Below are 16,715 nucleotides of genomic sequence, written 5' to 3'. Positions count from 1 at the left end.
CCGGAAAAGTGTGCCTTTTGCCGGGAAAATCCGGCACAAACACCCGCAGATCATCTTTTGCTGAAAAGAGACGGTCTGCGGGTATTTTTAATAGAAAAATAGATTTCACAAAATTCGGCATAATGACAAATTACAGCAGTTTTTGCATCCGGCAGTTGCGTTGCCGAACAAAAAGGATTATACTAACCTTATTGACCGCAGGATACAAAAACTGTACAGAAAGGATGTCTGGCTTATATGAAGGGACGGATGCGGCCCTATCTGCCGGAACTGACGATCCGGGATTACAACACCTATATGCGTTATCTCCGCGGGGTGCGGCGGCAGATGTATAAGTCCTACGGCTTCTACGCCTGCCATCTGCTGCGCACCAACGGGGTGCTGTTTGCCATCCTGTCCGACAGTCTGGCGGGGCGTATGCCCACCTGCAAACGGCAGCGGATGCCCGGTACGCCGTTCCAGCGCAGCATGATGTGCCAGACGCTGGGCATCCGGCAGGCGGCGCAGACGGAGATCCTGATGGGCTGGCATAATCTGCAGGACCGCAAGTACAGCGAGCTGCGCCCGGTCAAGCGCTTGCGCCGCGCAGCGGACAAGCTGCTGCTGCGCCGCGCCTACGAGAAAGCCCGGCAGGAGAACCCGGCACTGGAGCGGCTGTTTGCGCAGGAGCGGGAGCAGGCGGTGGTGCAGATGAACCTGAGCGCCAAAAACTACGCCCTTGCGGCTGAACCTATGAGCAACGTCTACGGCGCTTTGTACTCCACGCTGGCTACGGATGACCCCAACCAGCGCAAGAGTATGCGGTATATCGGCAGCTGCATCGGCCGCATCTTCTATCTGCTGGACAAGGCCGAGCGCTTTGAAGCCGACCGCCGCAACGGCCAGTACAACGTGTTCGTGGTCAACGAGCTCAACGGGCAGGCTGCCGCTATAGAGAACGCCCGGCGGCAGGCGCTGGCAGCGGTCAACGACCTGATGCGGGCATACAAGATGCTGGATCTCAAACTGAATGACACCCTGCTGAACAATATCATGATCTTAGGCCTGCAGCACGCGGTCTACCCGCTGGAGCAGGATGTAGATACCGAAAAGTGGGAGATCCCATGAAGAAGCGAAGAAGCAAAAGCTGGGCCATGGCGTACTGCGGCATGGCGGCAGCACTGTGCGTGGCACTGATGCTGCTGGGCACCATCATCCCCATTGCCATGTTCATCGCACCGGCGGTGGCAAGCTTTCTCATTGCAACGGTGTGCATGGAGTGCGGCATCACCATGGCGTGGACGGCGTACGCCGCCGTCAGCCTGCTGGGGCTGCTCTTTGTGCCGGATAAGGAGATCGCCCTGATCTTCACCGTGCTGCTGGGCTATTACCCGCTGGTAAAGCCCCGGTTCGACCGCATCCGCCCCCGGGCATTGCAGCTGGTGTGCAAGCTGCTGCTGTGCAACGGGGCGGTGCTGGCGATGTACGGCCTGCTGCTGGTGCTGGTGCCGGCGGGCAGCATTTCGCAGGAGCTGCGCACCACCGCACTGGCAATGACTCTGCTCACACTGGGTATGGGCAACGTGGCGTTTGCTCTTTACGACCGCGCCCTGTGCAATCTGCTGCTGCTGTACAAGCTGAAGTGGCAGCCCAAACTGCATAAAATGCTGGGGATGCACTGAGCCCCAAAAAATCCATTGAAAGAAGGAATGTGTACCGCAAGCTGACGCAAAGCGCCGGGCCACACGGGTGACAGCCGTGAGGGTGACGAGGAGAGGGATCATCGAAAGATTCGGCGGATGTTTCTCCGGCTGAGGGCTATACCAGCCGCAGAACAGGGCAAAAACCGGCAGCAATACCGGAACAGAACCCTGCAAAGAAAGCCATACAAGAACATAGACTTTGATAGAGGAAACTGACTGTGCAGCAGCGCATTTCGGCGCGCCGCAGTCGGTCTGGAGGTATTTTGTATGTGTGGCATTGTAGGTTATGTCGGGATGCGCAGCGCTCAGCAGGTGCTGCTGGACGGTTTGGAAAAGCTGGAGTACCGCGGGTACGATTCTGCCGGTGTAGCGCTTACCCAGCGGGACGGCATCCGCGTGGTCAAAAGCAAGGGGCGGCTCTCCACCCTGCGCAGCAAACTGGAAGAGCTGGCGCTGCCCCAAAGCGGCTGCGGCATCGGTCATACCCGCTGGGCGACCCACGGCGAGCCCAGCGATGTGAACAGCCACCCGCACTCCACGCCCCGGGTCAGCATCGTGCACAACGGCATTATTGAAAACTACGGCGCTTTGAAGGAGCGCCTTGTCGCCAAAGGCTACACCTTTACCAGCGAGACCGACACCGAGGTGCTGGTAAAGCTCATCGACAGCTGCTATCAGGGCGAGCCGCTGCAGGCTTTGCAGGCTGCGCTTGCCAAGGTGCGGGGCAGCTACGCGCTGGCGGTGCTGTTCAAGGACTACCCGGACACCATCTTTGCGGTCAAGCGGGAAAGCCCGCTCATCGTGGGCTGGGGCGAGGGCGAAAACTTTGTGGCATCGGATATCCCGGCGCTGCTCAAGTACACCCGCAGCTACAGCGTGCTGGAAGAAGGGGACATGGCGGTGTGCACGGCACAGGGCATCCGCTTCTATAACGAGTTCGGCGAGGCGGTGGAGCGCGAAAAGCTGACCGCAGACTGGGACATGGAAGCAGCCGAAAAGGGCGGCTACCCCCACTTTATGCTCAAGGAGATCAACGAGGAGCCCGCCGCCATCACGGCAACGGTCAGCCCCCGGGTGGAGAACGGCCTGCCGGAGCTGCGCATCCCGGAACTGACGGACGAAAAGCTGCGCAGCATCGGCACAGTGCATCTGGTGGGCTGCGGCACAGCCATGCACGCCGGTATGGTGGGCAAGACCGCCATCGAAGCGCTGGCGCGGGTGCCCGCAGAGGTGGATATCGCCAGCGAGTTCCGCTACCGCGACCCCATCCTGAAGCCGGAGGATCTGGTCATCATCATCAGTCAGTCCGGCGAGACCAGCGATACGCTGGCCGCCCTCAAGCTGGCTAAGAGCCGGGGCGTGCCGGTGCTTGCCATCGTGAACGTGGTGGGCAGCAGCATCGCCCGGGCGGCGGATTACGTCATGTACACCTACGCCGGGCCCGAGATCGCGGTGGCGTCTACCAAGGCCTATATGGTGCAGCTGTGCGTGCTGTACCTGTTTGCCCTGCGCTTGGCCTATGCGCGCGGGCAGCTGACCGAGGAAAAGACCAAATACTACACCGCCCAGCTGCTGCACGCATCCGAGGTCATCAAGCCCCGCCTTGCGGACTGCGAGCAGATCAAGTACCTTGCCAGCCGCTATGTGAACACCCAGAGCTGCTTTTTCATCGGGCGTGGGTTCGACTACGCCCTTTCGCTGGAGGGCAGCCTGAAGCTGAAGGAGATCAGCTATGTGCACTCGGATGCCTACGCGGCAGGCGAGCTGAAGCACGGCACCATCAGCCTGATCACGGACGGCGTGCCGGTCATCGCGCTGGCGACCCAGAAAAACGTCTACGAAAAGACCATCTCCAACGCCAAGGAGACCCGCAGCCGCGGCGCACGGGTGCTGCTGTTCACCACAAAGGACGCGGAAGTGCCGGAGGGCGTTGCCACCGAGGTCATCCGCTTGGACGAGTACGACGACATCCTGATGCCGCTGCAGCTCATCGTGCCCTTGCAGCTGTTCGCCTACTACATGGCGGTGCTGCGCGGCTGCGACGTGGATAAGCCCCGCAACCTTGCCAAGAGCGTAACGGTGGAGTAACAGGGGAGAATAGAACAAAAAACCGCCCGCTGCACGAAATGGTGTGCAGCGGGCGGCTTGTTATATGCGGGAAGAGCAGGGGCGCTTACCAGAACCAGTAGCGTTTCTTGAACGCGATGTAGACCACGGCGATCAGGATTACAACCACGCCGCCGGCGATGAAGAAGGACCAGTTGATATTGCCGAACCGCAGGTTCTGGTTGGTCAGCAGGTAGCGGCCGGCAGTGTCGGCGGTGATCACGCCGTCCTTGTAGCTGTTCAGGTACTGCCACTTGTTGCTGATGGTGTTGTACAGGTACAGGCGGGAGTAGGTGCTCACATCCAGCTCCAGCTGCACCGCGCAGGGAAGGGCACGGCCGTTGTCCAGCTCAAACTCCAGCCCCTCTTCACTCTCGGTAAAGGTGATGGCGGTGTCGATCTCGCTGGTGGTGCTCTTTACGTTTTTGCCGGAAACGTTCATGGTGTAGCCGTCGCCCACCACGCACAGGGTCTTGCCGGTGGTGCGCAGGGCGTTCAGGATCTCGCCGGTCACGATGGGCACCTCAGACTGGTTGAACACTACCTGATCCTCCGTGCTGTCCTGAATGGTCTGCACCACAGGGTCCAGCGGGATGGAGGTGTTGTCGTCCGGGGTATTGGTGTCGGCATTGCTGTTGTCGCTGCCGGAGGAAGCATCTGCCGAGCGGTTCACGATGACCGTGACCATGGCAGTGGCCTTGCCGTTGGAAATGGTAATGGAGGTAGAGCCGGTGCCCACCGCCGTGACCACGCCCGAGGGGCTGACCGTGGCAATGCTGCTGTTGCCGGACTTGAAGGTGAAGGACTGGGATGCACTGGCAGGGGTGGCTTTAGCCGTGATGGTGCGGGTGGCACCGGGCTTGAGCACGATATAGTTGGTGCTGGGGGTGATCACCTGCCCGCTGTTGCTGGACACAGTGCCGCTTGTGCCGGTGGAGTCTGTGGGCAGGGCAAGCACCGTAACGGTGGTGGTGGCCACCACCGAGCCGCAGGCAGCGGTAATGGTGGCAGTGCCGGGCGCTACGCCGGTCACGCGGCCAAAGCTGTTCACCGTGGCGATCTTCTCGTTAGAGGAGGTCAGGGTGACGGTGGCGTAGTTGGAAGCGGAACTGGGGCGCACCTGCAGTGAAGCCGACACCGAGTTGCCCACATAGATGGTGTTGGAGGAGAGGGAAAGGTCCATCTCGGTCACGATCATGGAGGAGTCCATGGAGACCACGATGGTGTAGGCGCAGATCTGGTTGCCGGCGGCTGCGGTAATGGTGGCAGTGCCAACGCCCACAGCCTGCACCACGCCGCTGCTGCTTACGGTCAGCACGCTGCTGTCATCGGTCAAAAAGACCACAGAGTCGGTGCTGTAACTGGGCTTGACCACGGGGGACAGCTGCTGGGAAGCGCCCAGCAGCATATTGGCAGAGTAGCTGCCGGTGGAAATGCTCTCGGCAGGGACATCCTTGGACCAGGGCAGTGAAACGCCGTTCTGCGCTTCAACAGGCAGGCCGGCGGCGGCAGCGCTCAGGGCGGTGCCGCATACCAGCACACCCAGCATCAGCACACAGGCGGCCAGTTTCTTTGCGGTTCGAATCATGTTGTTTGTACCTCTTTGGGGTGGTGTAAAAGGGGGGCATCCTGCCGTGCTGTGCAGTCCGCTTTTAGCGGAACAGCACGCCCAGTGCCTCCATGGCATATTCAAAATAGGTGACCTGATCGTATTCCACGCGGGCGGTCACGCTCATACCGTTGGCAAGATCCACCTTGTCGCCGCTGCGGCTCACCACATAGGTGGCATCGGGCTTGATGGTCATCTTGTAGTAGGAGGTGCTGTTGCTGGAGGTCACATCACTGTCAATGGAGGTGACGGTGCCGGTCAGCGTGCCGTAGGAATACTCCGACAGGCCGGTGATGGCGATCTTGCAGGGGTCGCCTACGTGCAGCAGGGGACGGTCGTTCACCGACACCATAGCCACGATCTCCAGATCGTCGTTCTCGCTGGCAATAGTAGCCATTGCAGAGCCGGCGCTCAGCACCATGCCCTCCTTGTAGGGGGTGTCCATGTGGATCACGCCGGAGGTGGGCGCATAGATGAAGTAATCGTTGGCGCCGGTGTTCAAAGAATCCATCTGCGCCTGCAGGTTGTCCACATTGACCTGTGCGCTGTTGATGCTCTGGGAGATGGACTGCATGGTGGAGTAGTATAGGGACTCCAGCTCACTCTGGTTCTGCTCCATCAAAGCCTTGATCTGGGTGTCGGAGTAGCCGGCAGCCTGATAGGTAGAAGCGTCAAAGGTCTTTTGTGCTACCTGACTTTTGTAGGTCTGGTACTGGTAGTAGTAGGGCTGATCCTCAGCGCTGGTCTCGTCGAAGTAGTTGGTGTCGTCCTGAATGCACTTGAGCAGCTTGTTGTACTGATCCAGCTGCTTCTGGTAGATATCCAGCTGGCTCTGCAGGGTGTCCTTCTGCATATCCAGATCCGTGCTCTTCAGCCGGGCGATCAGGTCGCCCTCGTTCACATAGCTGCCCTCCGAGACATACAGCTCGGTAATGGAGCCGGAGTAGCTGGACATGATGTAGGTCTTGTTGGCGGCCTGCACCACACCGCTGTTCTGGCTGACATAGATGCGGTTGGTCTGGGTGCTCCAGATCACCAGAAAGATCATGAACAGCCCGGTCAGAATGACAAAGGCGTACCCGTAAGGGGGCAGCTTTTTGTCCATCATGATCCGGCGGTCCTGCAGATCCGAAAGGTTCTGAATGGTCGTTGTCATAATTATTTGGTCTCCATAAACACGTCGATCACGCCGTCGTCCTCGTCCTGATTGACGTAGATGGTGTAGCTGTTGCCGCTAAGCTTGATGTCGTTTTCAAAAGCCAGGACCTGCAGCTTGGCGGTGGCCAGCTGGTTGAAGGCCAGAGGGCCGGTAAAGTGGGCGTACAAGCAGTTCTTTACCCGCAGCACAGCGTCCATGTGGTAGCCGGGCTCCATCTGGGTGATCATCTGGGTGGCCTGCTGCATCATGTACATGACGGGCATATGGTCCGGGCCGGTGCCTTCCACGATAGCCTGCACCAGCGGGCCGATGGGCTGTGCGCCGTTGCTCTTCATAAAGTTCTGCATCTGGGTCAGGATGACCGGCAGGTTTGCCAGCTCCTCCGGCTGCACAACGCGGGAGAGAACATTGGTCAGCTTGAGGGTCTTGTTTTCAGCAACTTTGATCTCGTTCATAGTAAATTACCCCTAATCCTGTTATTTTTTCAATGTAAGCCGGAACAAAAAGGTGCCCGGAAGCGTCTGCCTCCGGGCACACCATAACGAGGCATTCTTCGGTTTCCCGCCGGGCGGGAAAAAGCTTATGCTGCATCCGGGCAAGAGTTGCGGATGCGGTCAGTAGGTGATGGACTCGCCGTCGTCGTCCTCTTCCACCACAGCGGCAACTGCCTGCGGAGCAGGCTCGGCTTTGCGCTTGCGGAAGATGCCCTGCTGCATATTCCACAGCTCGGCATAGCGGCCATCCTTTGCCATCAGTTCCTCATGGTTGCCGCGCTCCACGATCTTGCCGTGATCCATCACAAGGATCAGGTCGCAGTCACGGATGGTGGAAAGGCGGTGCGCCACGATCAGCATGGAGCGGTCTGCCAGCTGCTCGTAGATCATGTTGAAGATCAGCGTCTCGGTGGCAAAGTCCAGATTACTGGTGGACTCGTCCAGAATGTAAAGGTTGGAGTCCTTCAGGAAGGCACGCGCCAGTGCGATGCGCTGCTTCTCACCGCCGGACAGGCCGTTGCCGGCTTCCTCCAGATAGGTGTTGTACTGCAGCGGCAGGTGGCGGATGAACTCGTGCGCGTCAGCCTTCTTGGCAGCTTCCTTCACCTCGTCCAGCGTAGCGTCCATGCGGGAGATGCGGATGTTGTCGTAGATGGTCTTGCTGAACAGCTCAACGTTCTGGGGCACATAGGCGATGGCGCGGCGCACCGAGTGGCTGCTGTACTCCGCCAGATTCACGCCGTTCACATCGATCTCGCCGTCCTCGGGGTCGTAGTACTTCAGCAGCAGCTTGGTAATGGTGGATTTGCCGCTGCCGCTGCTGCCCACCAGCGCCACCTTTTTGCCGGCGGGGATGGTAAAGCTGACATGATCCAGTGCCGGGGCACGGTTGCCGTAGCGGAAGGTGACGTCCTTGAACTCGATGTCGCCCTCCACCTTTTCCATCTCGCTCTGCTCCATACCCTCGGCAGTCTCGTTCTCAGCGGGGTAGTCCATGATCTCGGTCAGACGCTTCATGGAGATGCTGGCTTCCTGGATCTGCATCTGCAGGCCGATCAGGTTGCTCAGGGGGGAGGTGAAGTAGCTGGACAGGGTGCTGAATGCCATAAAGCCGCCCAGCGTCATCTCGCCGTTCAGCACCTGACTGATGCCCACATAGGTGGTCAGCATACTGAAGCCGGTGGAGATGAAGGAGGAAATCAGACCCTGCGTGGTGCTGATGCGGCTGGAGCGCAGGCTGATCTTCAGGCTCTTCATGTACTCGCGTTCCAGATTATCCAGCTCGGTCTGCTCGTTGGCGTTGCACTTGACGGTCTCGATGCCGCGCAGGCTCTCGATCATCTGGCTGTTCAGCGCTGCAGACTGTGCCATGCTCTCTTCGTTGATCCGCTTATAGGGCTGCTTGTACACCAGCACCAGCAGGATGCTGACCAGTGCCATGAACAGCGAGATGGAGAACAGCATGGCGTTCATGCGGAACAGGATGATGCCGGTGATGACTGCCATGGAGATATCCATCACAAGGCTCAGCGCAATGCTGGTAAAGATGGATTTGATGGTGTCAGCGTCCGAGTAACGGGTGGTGATATCACCGGTCTTGCGGGTGGCAAAGAACTTCATGGGCAGGTTGAAGATGTGCCCGAAGTAGCCCAGCATCAGCGGGATATCGATCTTGATGGACAGATGGATCAGCACCCACTGGCGCACAAAGCCGATCAGCGTGCTGGTGATGCTGACCACGCTGAACACCAGGATCAGGGTGACCAAAAGGTTATTCAGCCCGTAGGGCAGCACCTCGTCCATCAGGATCTTATTGAACATGGAGGACGCGATGCCCAGAATGGTGGTGATCACCGAGCTGAGGATGGCGTAGAAGAACAGCTTTTTCTGGGGCAGAAGCAGGTCGATATACCGCTTCATCATGCCGTACTTGCCGCTCTTGCCGTCCTTACCGTCCTTGCCGTCTTTACCGTCCCTGCTGCCAAGCTTGCCGCCCTTGAACTCGGAGGTGGGGTTCAGCAGCAGCAGCACGCCGGTAAAGTTCTTGTAGAACTCGTCCAGACTGATCTTTTTCAGCTCCGTGCCGGGGTCGCCGATGATGACGTAATCCTTGCACTTATGCTTTTTGCCCTTTTTCTCTTCTTCCTTGCGGGTCTCGGCGTCCTGCAGCATATGCTTGCGGCGCGCGCCTTCGTCCTTGATGGTGGTCTTTTTGAACACCACAACAAAGTGAGCCAGACCCTGATCGGTGATCACCTGTGCAATGCAGGGAAGCGAGAAGTCGCTCAGGAAGTTTTCGCGGTCCACGCGGACTGCGGCGGTGGTAAAGCCAAGTTCATTGGCGGCTTTTTGCAGGCCGACAAGGTTAGTGCCTTTCAGGTCGGTACCCATCATATCCCGCAGGCGGGTGATGGTCACTTCCTTTTTGTAGTGCAGGCACACCATGGCCAGACAGGCAGCCGCACAGTCGGTGGTATCGTGCTGCCGGACGTAGGTATAACGCATAGATGTTTCCTTTTATTCTACAGATTTATTCAAACGACACAAAGCCGCCCTGCCGCCCGTGCTTGCCGCACAGAGCCGCCGGCCTGCCTGCTGATTTGACCAACGAAAAAACTGCGCTCCTGCACGGCAGCTTTCTGACCGGAGGAGCGCCTGTCTGCGGATGCGGGAAAGCCATGCAGCCTTTCTACATCTATAAACTTATAAAAGTATACCACATCCACTAGTGTTCTTCAAGGCGATATTTTTTAAGAACCGTTAAGAATGCGTGAAAAAAAGATACAGAAATACAAAAAAGCGATGGAAAAATATCCATCGCTTTGCTGGCGCCTCTTGCCTGACTCGAACAGGCGACACCCTGATTAACAGTCAGGTGCTCTAACCGACTGAGCTAAAGAGGCATAACAGTGACTGCGAGAAACATTATACCGCAGTCACCGCGCTTTTGCAAGCCTTTTTTGCAAAAATTCGGAAATCAATTTCCCTTTGAAGGCGCCCCCTTGGGGGAGCTGGCAAAGCCGACAGGCTTTGACTGAGGGGGTAACTGGCACAAAAAGCAGCGCAGAAACGCCCGTGGGTGCTTCTGCGCTGCTATTATAAGTTGAAATTACTTCAGCTTGCTCTTGGCCTTCATGCGCTGCTCATGGTTCAGAATCTGCTTGCGGATGCGCAGATTCTCCGGGGTGACCTCCAGCAGCTCATCCTGTGCCAGGAACTCCAGGCAGCCCTCCAGGCTCAGCTTGCTGATGGGGATCAGGCGCAGAGCGTCGTCGGAGCCGGAAGAACGGGTGTTGGTCAGGTGCTTGGTCTTGCAGACGTTCACGTCCACATCCTCGCCGGAAGCGGTGTAGCCGATGACCATGCCCTCGTACACCTTCTCGCCGGGGCCCACCAGCAGGGTGCCGCGCTGCTGAGCGTTGAACAGACCGTAGGTGACGGCCTCGCCGGTCTCAAAGCTGACCAGAGAACCGGTGGAGCGGTTGGCGATCATGCCAGCCCACACATCGTAGCCGTCAAAGATCTGGTTGATGATGCCCTCGCCGTGGGTATCGGTCAGGAACTGGTTGCGGTAGCCGAACAGGCCGCGGCTGGGCATCCGGAACTCCAAACGCACACGGTCAGAGCCCAGGGACTCCATCTGCTGCAGGATGGCCTTGCGCTGGCCCAGACCGGTCATGACGGCACCCTGATACTGGGTGGGCACGTCGATGACGACATGCTCCATGGGCTCGTAAGTCTTGCCGTCGATCACCTTGGTCAGAACGTGCGGGGGAGAGACCTGCAGCTCATAGCCTTCACGGCGCATGGTCTCGATGAGGATGGACAGGTGCATCTCACCACGGCCCATGACACGGAAGGAATCGGTGGTGGCGGAGTCCTCTACCTTCAGGGCCACGTCCTTCAACAGTTCCTTCTGCAGACGGTCGCGGATCTGACGGCTGGTGACGAACTTGCCCTCACGGCCGGCCAGCGGGCTGTCGTTGACCGAGAAGGTCATCTCCACGGTGGGGTCGTTGATCTTGACGAAGGGCAGCGGCTCCACGTTGGAGGGGCTGCACAGGGTGTTGCCGATGGTCACGTCCGGCAGACCGGAGAATGCCACGATATCACCTGCGGTGATGTTGTCGCAGGGCTGACGGCCGTTGGCCTGGAAGTCGTACAGCTTGGTCAGACGGCCGCGCATCTTCAGGTCGGGGTTGTGCCAGTCGCACACGACCACTTCCTCGCCTACCTTGGCAACACCGTTCTGGATGCGGCCGATGCCGATGCGGCCCACGAAGTCGTTGTAGTCCACAGAGGACACCAGCATCTGGAAGGGAGCCTCAGGGTCGCCCTCGGGCGGCTTGATGGTGCTCAGCAGGGTGTCGAACAGGGGGATCAGGTCGGTGCCCGGCACATCCGGGTCCAGGCTGGCGGTGCCGTCACGGCCGCAGCAGAACAGCATGGGGCAGTCCAGCTGTTCGTCGGTAGCGCCCAGATCCATCAGCAGGTACAGCACCTCGTCGATGACTTCCTTGATGCGGGCATCGGGACGGTCGATCTTGTTGATGGCCACCACAAGGCTCAGGTTCTGCTGCAGAGCCTTCTGCAGCACAAAGCGGGTCTGGGGCATACAGCCCTCGGCAGCGTCCACCAGCAGCAGCACGCCGTTGACCATCTTCAGCACGCGCTCCACCTCGCCGCCAAAGTCGGCGTGGCCCGGGGTGTCGACGATGTTGATCTTGACGCCCTTGTAGGTGCAGGAGCAGTTCTTTGCCAGAATGGTGATGCCGCGCTCACGCTCGATATCGCCGCTGTCCATCACGCGCTCGGCCACGGCCTGATTGTCGCGGAAAGCGCCGCTCTGACGCAGCAGGGCATCCACCAGCGTGGTCTTGCCGTGGTCAACGTGAGCGATAATGGCAACGTTGCGCAAATCGTTACGAACCATAAATTTCTACCTCTCTATTTAAAAAGACTCATAAAATACGAACGAACGTCATACAAACCTAAGTTTATAACAGAACAGGGTGGTTTGTCAAGATTGTATAAAAATTTTTTCTGCAATTCAGCATTATGCCCGTAAACTTTCCGCAGATTTGTGCGGCGTGTACCTTAAAAATATGCTATACTAAAGCTATAAAACGAACCGGAGGTGTTCTGCATTGAAGCTTACGTTTTTAGGCGCGAACCACGAGGTGACCGGCAGCTGCACCATGCTGGAAGCGGCAGGGCAGCGATTCCTCATCGACTACGGCATGGAGCAGGGCAAAAATGTGTACGAGAACCAGCCCCTGCCCGTAGCCCCCGGCGAGATCGACTTTGTGCTCATCACCCATGCCCATATCGACCATACCGGCCTTTTGCCGCTGCTGGCGCACAACGGCTTCCGGGGCAGGATCTACGCCACCATCCCCACCGTGGAACTGTGCGGCATCATGCTGCGGGACTCGGCGCATATTCAGGAGTTTGAAGCCGAGTGGAAAAACCGCAAGGGCAAACGCTCCGGCGCAGAGCCGGTAGAGCCCATGTACACCGTGCAGGACGCCGAAGCCGCCTGCCGCCTGTTCCGGGGCGTGGAGTACGACAAGCGCGTCCAGCTTGCCTCAGGCATCGAAGCACGCTTTGTGGACGTGGGACACCTGTTGGGCTCTGCCAGCATCGAGCTGTGGATCACCGAGGGCAGCACCACCACAAAGCTGGTGTTCTCCGGCGATATCGGCAATCTGGAGCAGCCCATCATCAAAGACCCCACCTATATCCAGCAGGCGGACTATGTGTTCATGGAGTCCACCTACGGCGACCGCAACCACGACCCTCGACCGGACTATGTGGCAGAGCTGGCAAAAATTTTGCAGCGCACCTTTGACCGGGGCGGCAACGTGGTAGTGCCCAGCTTTGCGGTGGGACGCACGCAGGAGATGCTGTATTTTTTGCGGGAGATCAAGGAAAAAGGGCTGGTCAAAGGGCACGGCAACTTCCCGGTCTACATCGACAGCCCGCTGGCCACCGAAGCCACCCGCATCTTCCGGGATACAGACCCCGGCTGCTTTGACGCCCAGACCCGCGCTTTGCTGGAAAAGGGCATCGACCCCATCAACGTGCCGGGGCTGCGCATCAGCGTGACCAGCGAGGACTCCCGCATGATCAACACCGACCGCACGCCCAAGGTCATCCTGTCCGCCAGCGGAATGTGCGAAGCCGGACGCATCCGCCACCACCTCAAGCACAACCTGTGGCGGCCGGAATGCACGATCCTGTTCGTGGGCTTTCAGGCGGTGGGCACTTTGGGACGCACCCTCATCGAGGGGGTGGACTCGGTCAAGCTGTTCGGCGAGCCCATCGAGGTGAAGGCGGAGATCTGCCAGCTGACCGGAATGTCCGGCCACGCCGATAAAGACGGCTTGCTGCGCTGGGTGAACGCCTTTACAGAAAAGCCCCTGCGGGTGTTCGTGATCCACGGCGAGGACGAGGTGGAGAACCGCTTTGTGGACACCCTGACCGAACAGGGCTTTACCGCCTGTGCGCCCTACAACGGTGCGCAGTGGGCGATCGGTGCCGAGGGCGCAGTCTGCCTGCAGGAGGGCACGAAAGTCCGCGTGGAGCAGAGGACCGGCGAGGGTGCAAACCGCGCCGCTACCGTGTTCCAGCGGCTGGTCAGCGCCGGCAAGCGCCTGCTGCGGGTCATCGAGCACAACGAGGGCGGCGCAAATAAGGATCTGGCAAAATTTGCCGACCAGATCAACGCCCTGTGTGACAAATGGGACAGGTAATGCGGCAGTCTTTTGCGGCAGAGCAGCCCCGGGAAAAACGCAGCTGCGTCAAAAGCTTCCGGGTGCGCTGCGCCGCTGAAAAAAGAGAATAGATTTTTGTAAAAAACCGTTGACAAGCGCCCCTCCGGCTGGTATAATAACCCATGTCGTCAGGCAACAGGCCAGACATCTGGGGGTTTAGCTCAGCTGGGAGCGCGATGCACCCAGAAACACACCCCCACAGCGATGGTTGATGACGATTAAGTTCCCACTAAAGATTTTCCATTCCAGAGGCTTGCTTCTGGAATTTATGGGGGATTAGCTCAGCTGGGAGAGCGCTTGCATGGCATGCAAGAGGTCAGCGGTTCGATCCCGCTATTCTCCACCAAAAAAGCACTGTACTTCGTAGGAAGTATGGTGCTTTTCTTTTTGCTGAAGCCGATTTTTGGGGGCTGCATTGCTTCGCCTGCACCGTTTTCAGGCTTTTGCAGGCGGTTCCTATACAACCCCCAACTTTTGACTTTACACCATTTTCAAAAAGGAATGTTTTCCGCCCGTTTTTTCAGCAGGCTGTTGTATCATCCCCTTCAATGTACGGCGTAAGGTCGAAGTTGAAGGTAATGTTGAGCTGATACCCACGATAAACATCTACCCTGCGGATAAGCTGATTGACGATCATTTTCTTTGCTTCAAAACTGGCACTGTCGTAGAGATCAGAAAAAGAAATCAGTTCTTCGTACAGTTTTGATACGTTGTCCATCAGTTCGGCAGTTTTTTCTGTTTCTGCATAGGAAGATTCATAAAGAGCATCCAATTCCCGAAGTTTTTCCTCCTGCGCTGTAATCATCTCGGCAAGGGTTTCTTTGGGAAAGACGCTCTCACCTTTGATACAGGCAAGAATCTCGGCTTTCAGGGAAATCAAGTCTTTTTGGGCTTTATCCCGCTCTACCTGAATAGTTTGCAGATGATTCTTGCGTTCGACAACTTCCCGCTCGTAACGCCTTGTAATGATCTGCTCTTTCGGGATGCCTCTCATTTTGGAAAAGATCTGACGGACTGACTTATCAATGATCTCATCCAAAATATGTACCGTATAACCCGTCTGCCCGGTGCAGCCGGTCTGCTTACGGAGCTTTCCGTAACAGGTATAACGGACACGGAGCGTATCGTCCAGTGTTCCATCGGAGAGCTTGCGCCACTTCCGGCTGGAAGTCAAGGTCAGCTTTGCACCGCAATGTCCACAATAAGCATTGCCCGAAAGCAGAGATTGTCCGTGAATGTTCAGCGGAACGCGATATTCGGATTCTTGTGCTGCACGGTTAGAACGATTTTCACGGATACGCTGGGCGGCTTCAAACTGCTGCGCTGGGATGATCTGCAACTCTTGCAGCAATTCCGAATGGGCATCCCCACAGCGGAGAACGCCTGTATAGGTCAGGTTCCGAACCATTCCACGGATACTTGCCGGATGCCAGCATTTCCCAGACCTTGCGCGGTAGCCGTTATCATTCAGATAAGTTGCGATATGCTGCGGTCCATAGCCTTCATGCACATACTTGTCGAAAATAATCCGAACTACGGCAGCTTCACGCTCGTTGATGTGCAGTTCATACAGTTCGTGCTTGCGCTTGTTGATGCGGCCACTTTTCACAAGGTCATAACCATACGGCGCACTGCCGCCCTTGAAGTGTCCTTCTTCCACAAGCTGCCGCAGGCTGGTACGGGTACGGACAGAAGTTTTTTCGCTTTCACCGTCTGCCTGCCAGAAGCGGATATAGTTCAACAATTTGTCAGTGTGGTTGTCGAATCGTTGCTCACCCTCTTGGGTACTCCACACCCGGATGCCGTTTCGCACAAACCATTCTACAACAAACGGCGTTTCATCTGCGATGCGTCCGATTCGATCGAACATGAACACCAGCAGAATGTCAAACTTGCCTTTTCGGGCATAATCCTTGATGATTTGCAGCTTGTCACGGGCTTCTGCACGGACTTTGTGGCCAGACACGCCCTCTTCCTGTTCCTCATGGACGATGACCCAGCCCTTCGCTTCGGCAAATTTGTGACACGCCTTGCGCTGCATAGGAAGGTCTGCTTCATGATTCGAGTTGAAATCCACCTGTTTGTCGGTGGAAACACGGTACAGGCAGCAGACGCGATTGTTCATTTCATTCATTTTCGATTCCTCACTTTATAATAGAAGTGAGAATGGGTACTATTCGGTTGCCAAAGAACGGGTGGTCGTGGTTCTTTGTCTGACCAAAACACCACAGCCATCCTCAGTATAACGAGTGCTTAGGTTTTCGTCCACGATGTCAACCCGCTTTCTTTGTGTAGCTTGTGGCAAGCAGAATATCCCGGATACGTTCAAATGCTTCCGGGTTCGGTTCGTTGGAGAAGCTGAAAACAACGGGATAGCCGTTGATTACCAAATACTGTTTGTTGGTATCAGCATTAGCCGCAGGGATGTTGGATGCGACCTGAGAAAATTTATCGACCATTCAATCACCCTTCCTGTGTGTTTTAATAATTAAATAATAGGGTCTTAATATGTAACAAGGGGCATCTGCGGTTTGCGGATGCCCCTTGTGTATATGGGAGGAATGCCTGTGAATATCAGAATTTCATCGGCAGTGCGTCTTTTCTGCACTTGCCGTTGTAGGCGGTGTAGATGGGGAAAACGTACTTTTTCCATCCGCGCAGCTTTGCGGGGTCGTCCTGCCCGATGCGATAAATATCGACCGGGTGGATGTTGCGCAGCGCACGGAGCAGCCGTTCTTCGTTGAACTCGCCGTGGTACAGTTCCACAAAGTGCATCATGCCTTTCAGAACAGAGGCCCGGAACGAATCCGGTTTGCCCTCCCATGCTGCCACGATCAGCCGCATCGTTTCACAGTAGAGCGGTTCGCCCATCTGCTTGTAGAGCCGGAA

Annotated in this window: 12 protein-coding genes and 2 tRNA genes; 5 read left to right on the top strand and 9 right to left on the bottom strand. The window is 57.3% G+C overall.

What is annotated here, in order from left to right; translation table 11 throughout:
• Positions 1–237 precede the first annotated feature (237 nt).
• From C4N24_RS12675 to glmS, 3 genes are all read left to right on the top strand, one after another.
• Positions 238–1,107 carry a DUF5685 family protein gene (locus C4N24_RS12675; RefSeq protein ID WP_112091709.1) on the top strand — a complete coding sequence of 290 codons (870 nt, stop codon included), beginning with the start codon at positions 238–240 and terminating at the stop codon, positions 1,105–1,107.
• The gene (locus C4N24_RS12670; RefSeq protein ID WP_112091708.1) at positions 1,104–1,661 is read left to right on the top strand and encodes a hypothetical protein; all 558 of its coding nucleotides are present in this window, start codon (positions 1,104–1,106) and stop codon (positions 1,659–1,661) included. The genes C4N24_RS12675 and C4N24_RS12670 overlap by 4 nt, the downstream gene beginning before the upstream one ends.
• Before the next feature lie 288 nt (positions 1,662–1,949).
• Positions 1,950–3,770, top strand: coding sequence for a glutamine--fructose-6-phosphate transaminase (isomerizing) (glmS, locus tag C4N24_RS12665; protein ID WP_112091707.1), 1,821 nt, complete (start codon positions 1,950–1,952; stop codon positions 3,768–3,770).
• 85 nt (positions 3,771–3,855) lie between these two features.
• Here the strand turns inward: glmS and C4N24_RS12660 are convergent, their stop codons facing one another.
• From C4N24_RS12660 to typA, 6 genes are all read right to left on the bottom strand, one after another.
• Complete coding sequence (locus tag C4N24_RS12660) at positions 3,856–5,376, bottom strand: Ig-like domain-containing protein (RefSeq protein ID WP_112091706.1); 1,521 nt, start codon at positions 5,374–5,376, stop codon at positions 3,856–3,858.
• Positions 5,377–5,440: 64 nt separating this feature from the next.
• Entirely contained in the window at positions 5,441–6,553 is a 1,113-nt protein-coding gene (locus C4N24_RS12655) for an HlyD family secretion protein (RefSeq protein ID WP_112091705.1), read from the bottom strand.
• 2 nt (positions 6,554–6,555) lie between these two features.
• A complete protein-coding gene (locus C4N24_RS12650) occupies positions 6,556–7,011 on the bottom strand; it encodes a hypothetical protein (RefSeq protein WP_112091704.1) in 456 nt (151 codons plus the stop codon).
• Between the two features lie 159 nt (positions 7,012–7,170).
• The gene (locus C4N24_RS12645; RefSeq protein WP_112091703.1) at positions 7,171–9,555 is read right to left on the bottom strand and encodes a peptidase domain-containing ABC transporter; all 2,385 of its coding nucleotides are present in this window, start codon (positions 9,553–9,555) and stop codon (positions 7,171–7,173) included.
• 321 nt (positions 9,556–9,876) lie between these two features.
• Positions 9,877–9,953: transfer RNA gene (locus C4N24_RS12640), tRNA-Asn, on the bottom strand.
• A 206-nt stretch (positions 9,954–10,159) separates the two neighbouring features.
• On the bottom strand, positions 10,160–11,983 hold the full coding sequence (gene typA / locus C4N24_RS12635) for a translational GTPase TypA (RefSeq protein WP_112091702.1): 1,824 nt from the start codon (positions 11,981–11,983) through the stop codon (positions 10,160–10,162).
• Positions 11,984–12,197: 214 nt separating this feature from the next.
• Between typA and C4N24_RS12630 the strand changes: the two genes are divergently transcribed.
• Positions 12,198–13,805 (top strand): MBL fold metallo-hydrolase RNA specificity domain-containing protein, encoded by a 1,608-nt coding sequence (locus tag C4N24_RS12630; RefSeq protein ID WP_112091701.1) that lies wholly within the window; start codon positions 12,198–12,200, stop codon positions 13,803–13,805.
• A 291-nt stretch (positions 13,806–14,096) separates the two neighbouring features.
• Positions 14,097–14,172: transfer RNA gene (locus C4N24_RS12625), tRNA-Ala, on the top strand.
• 174 nt (positions 14,173–14,346) lie between these two features.
• Here the strand turns inward: C4N24_RS12625 and C4N24_RS12620 are convergent.
• The 3 genes from C4N24_RS12620 to C4N24_RS12610 all read right to left on the bottom strand — a co-directional run.
• Complete coding sequence (locus C4N24_RS12620) at positions 14,347–15,960, bottom strand: recombinase family protein (protein ID WP_181573092.1); 1,614 nt, start codon at positions 15,958–15,960, stop codon at positions 14,347–14,349.
• Positions 15,961–16,099: 139 nt separating this feature from the next.
• On the bottom strand, positions 16,100–16,285 hold the full coding sequence (locus C4N24_RS12615; protein WP_097786090.1) for a hypothetical protein: 186 nt from the start codon (positions 16,283–16,285) through the stop codon (positions 16,100–16,102).
• A 115-nt stretch (positions 16,286–16,400) separates the two neighbouring features.
• The coding region (locus tag C4N24_RS12610; RefSeq protein WP_347475236.1) for a DUF6551 family protein at positions 16,401–16,715 on the bottom strand (315 nt) is incomplete at its 5' end.

The sequence above is a fragment of the Faecalibacterium prausnitzii genome, from assembly GCF_003287405.1.
Classification (GTDB): domain Bacteria; phylum Bacillota; class Clostridia; order Oscillospirales; family Ruminococcaceae; genus Faecalibacterium; species Faecalibacterium intestinale.
The sequence above is the reverse complement of the archived record's forward strand: the minus strand, read 5'-3'. Positions and strand labels throughout refer to the sequence as shown.

What these genes read in the sequence shown, in the direction of transcription:
- C4N24_RS12675 (WP_112091709.1), top strand. Translation starts at nt 238, where the DNA reads ATGAAGGGACGGATGCGGCCCTATCTGCCGGAACTGACGATCCGGGAT.
- C4N24_RS12670 (WP_112091708.1), top strand. Translation starts at nt 1,104, where the DNA reads ATGAAGAAGCGAAGAAGCAAAAGCTGGGCCATGGCGTACTGCGGCATG.
- glmS (WP_112091707.1), top strand. Translation starts at nt 1,950, where the DNA reads ATGTGTGGCATTGTAGGTTATGTCGGGATGCGCAGCGCTCAGCAGGTG.
- C4N24_RS12660 (WP_112091706.1), bottom strand. Translation starts at nt 5,376, where the DNA reads ATGATTCGAACCGCAAAGAAACTGGCCGCCTGTGTGCTGATGCTGGGT.
- C4N24_RS12655 (WP_112091705.1), bottom strand. Translation starts at nt 6,553, where the DNA reads ATGACAACGACCATTCAGAACCTTTCGGATCTGCAGGACCGCCGGATC.
- C4N24_RS12650 (WP_112091704.1), bottom strand. Translation starts at nt 7,011, where the DNA reads ATGAACGAGATCAAAGTTGCTGAAAACAAGACCCTCAAGCTGACCAAT.
- C4N24_RS12645 (WP_112091703.1), bottom strand. Translation starts at nt 9,555, where the DNA reads ATGCGTTATACCTACGTCCGGCAGCACGATACCACCGACTGTGCGGCT.
- typA (WP_112091702.1), bottom strand. Translation starts at nt 11,983, where the DNA reads ATGGTTCGTAACGATTTGCGCAACGTTGCCATTATCGCTCACGTTGAC.
- C4N24_RS12620 (WP_181573092.1), bottom strand. Translation starts at nt 15,960, where the DNA reads ATGAATGAAATGAACAATCGCGTCTGCTGCCTGTACCGTGTTTCCACC.
- C4N24_RS12615 (WP_097786090.1), bottom strand. Translation starts at nt 16,285, where the DNA reads ATGGTCGATAAATTTTCTCAGGTCGCATCCAACATCCCTGCGGCTAAT.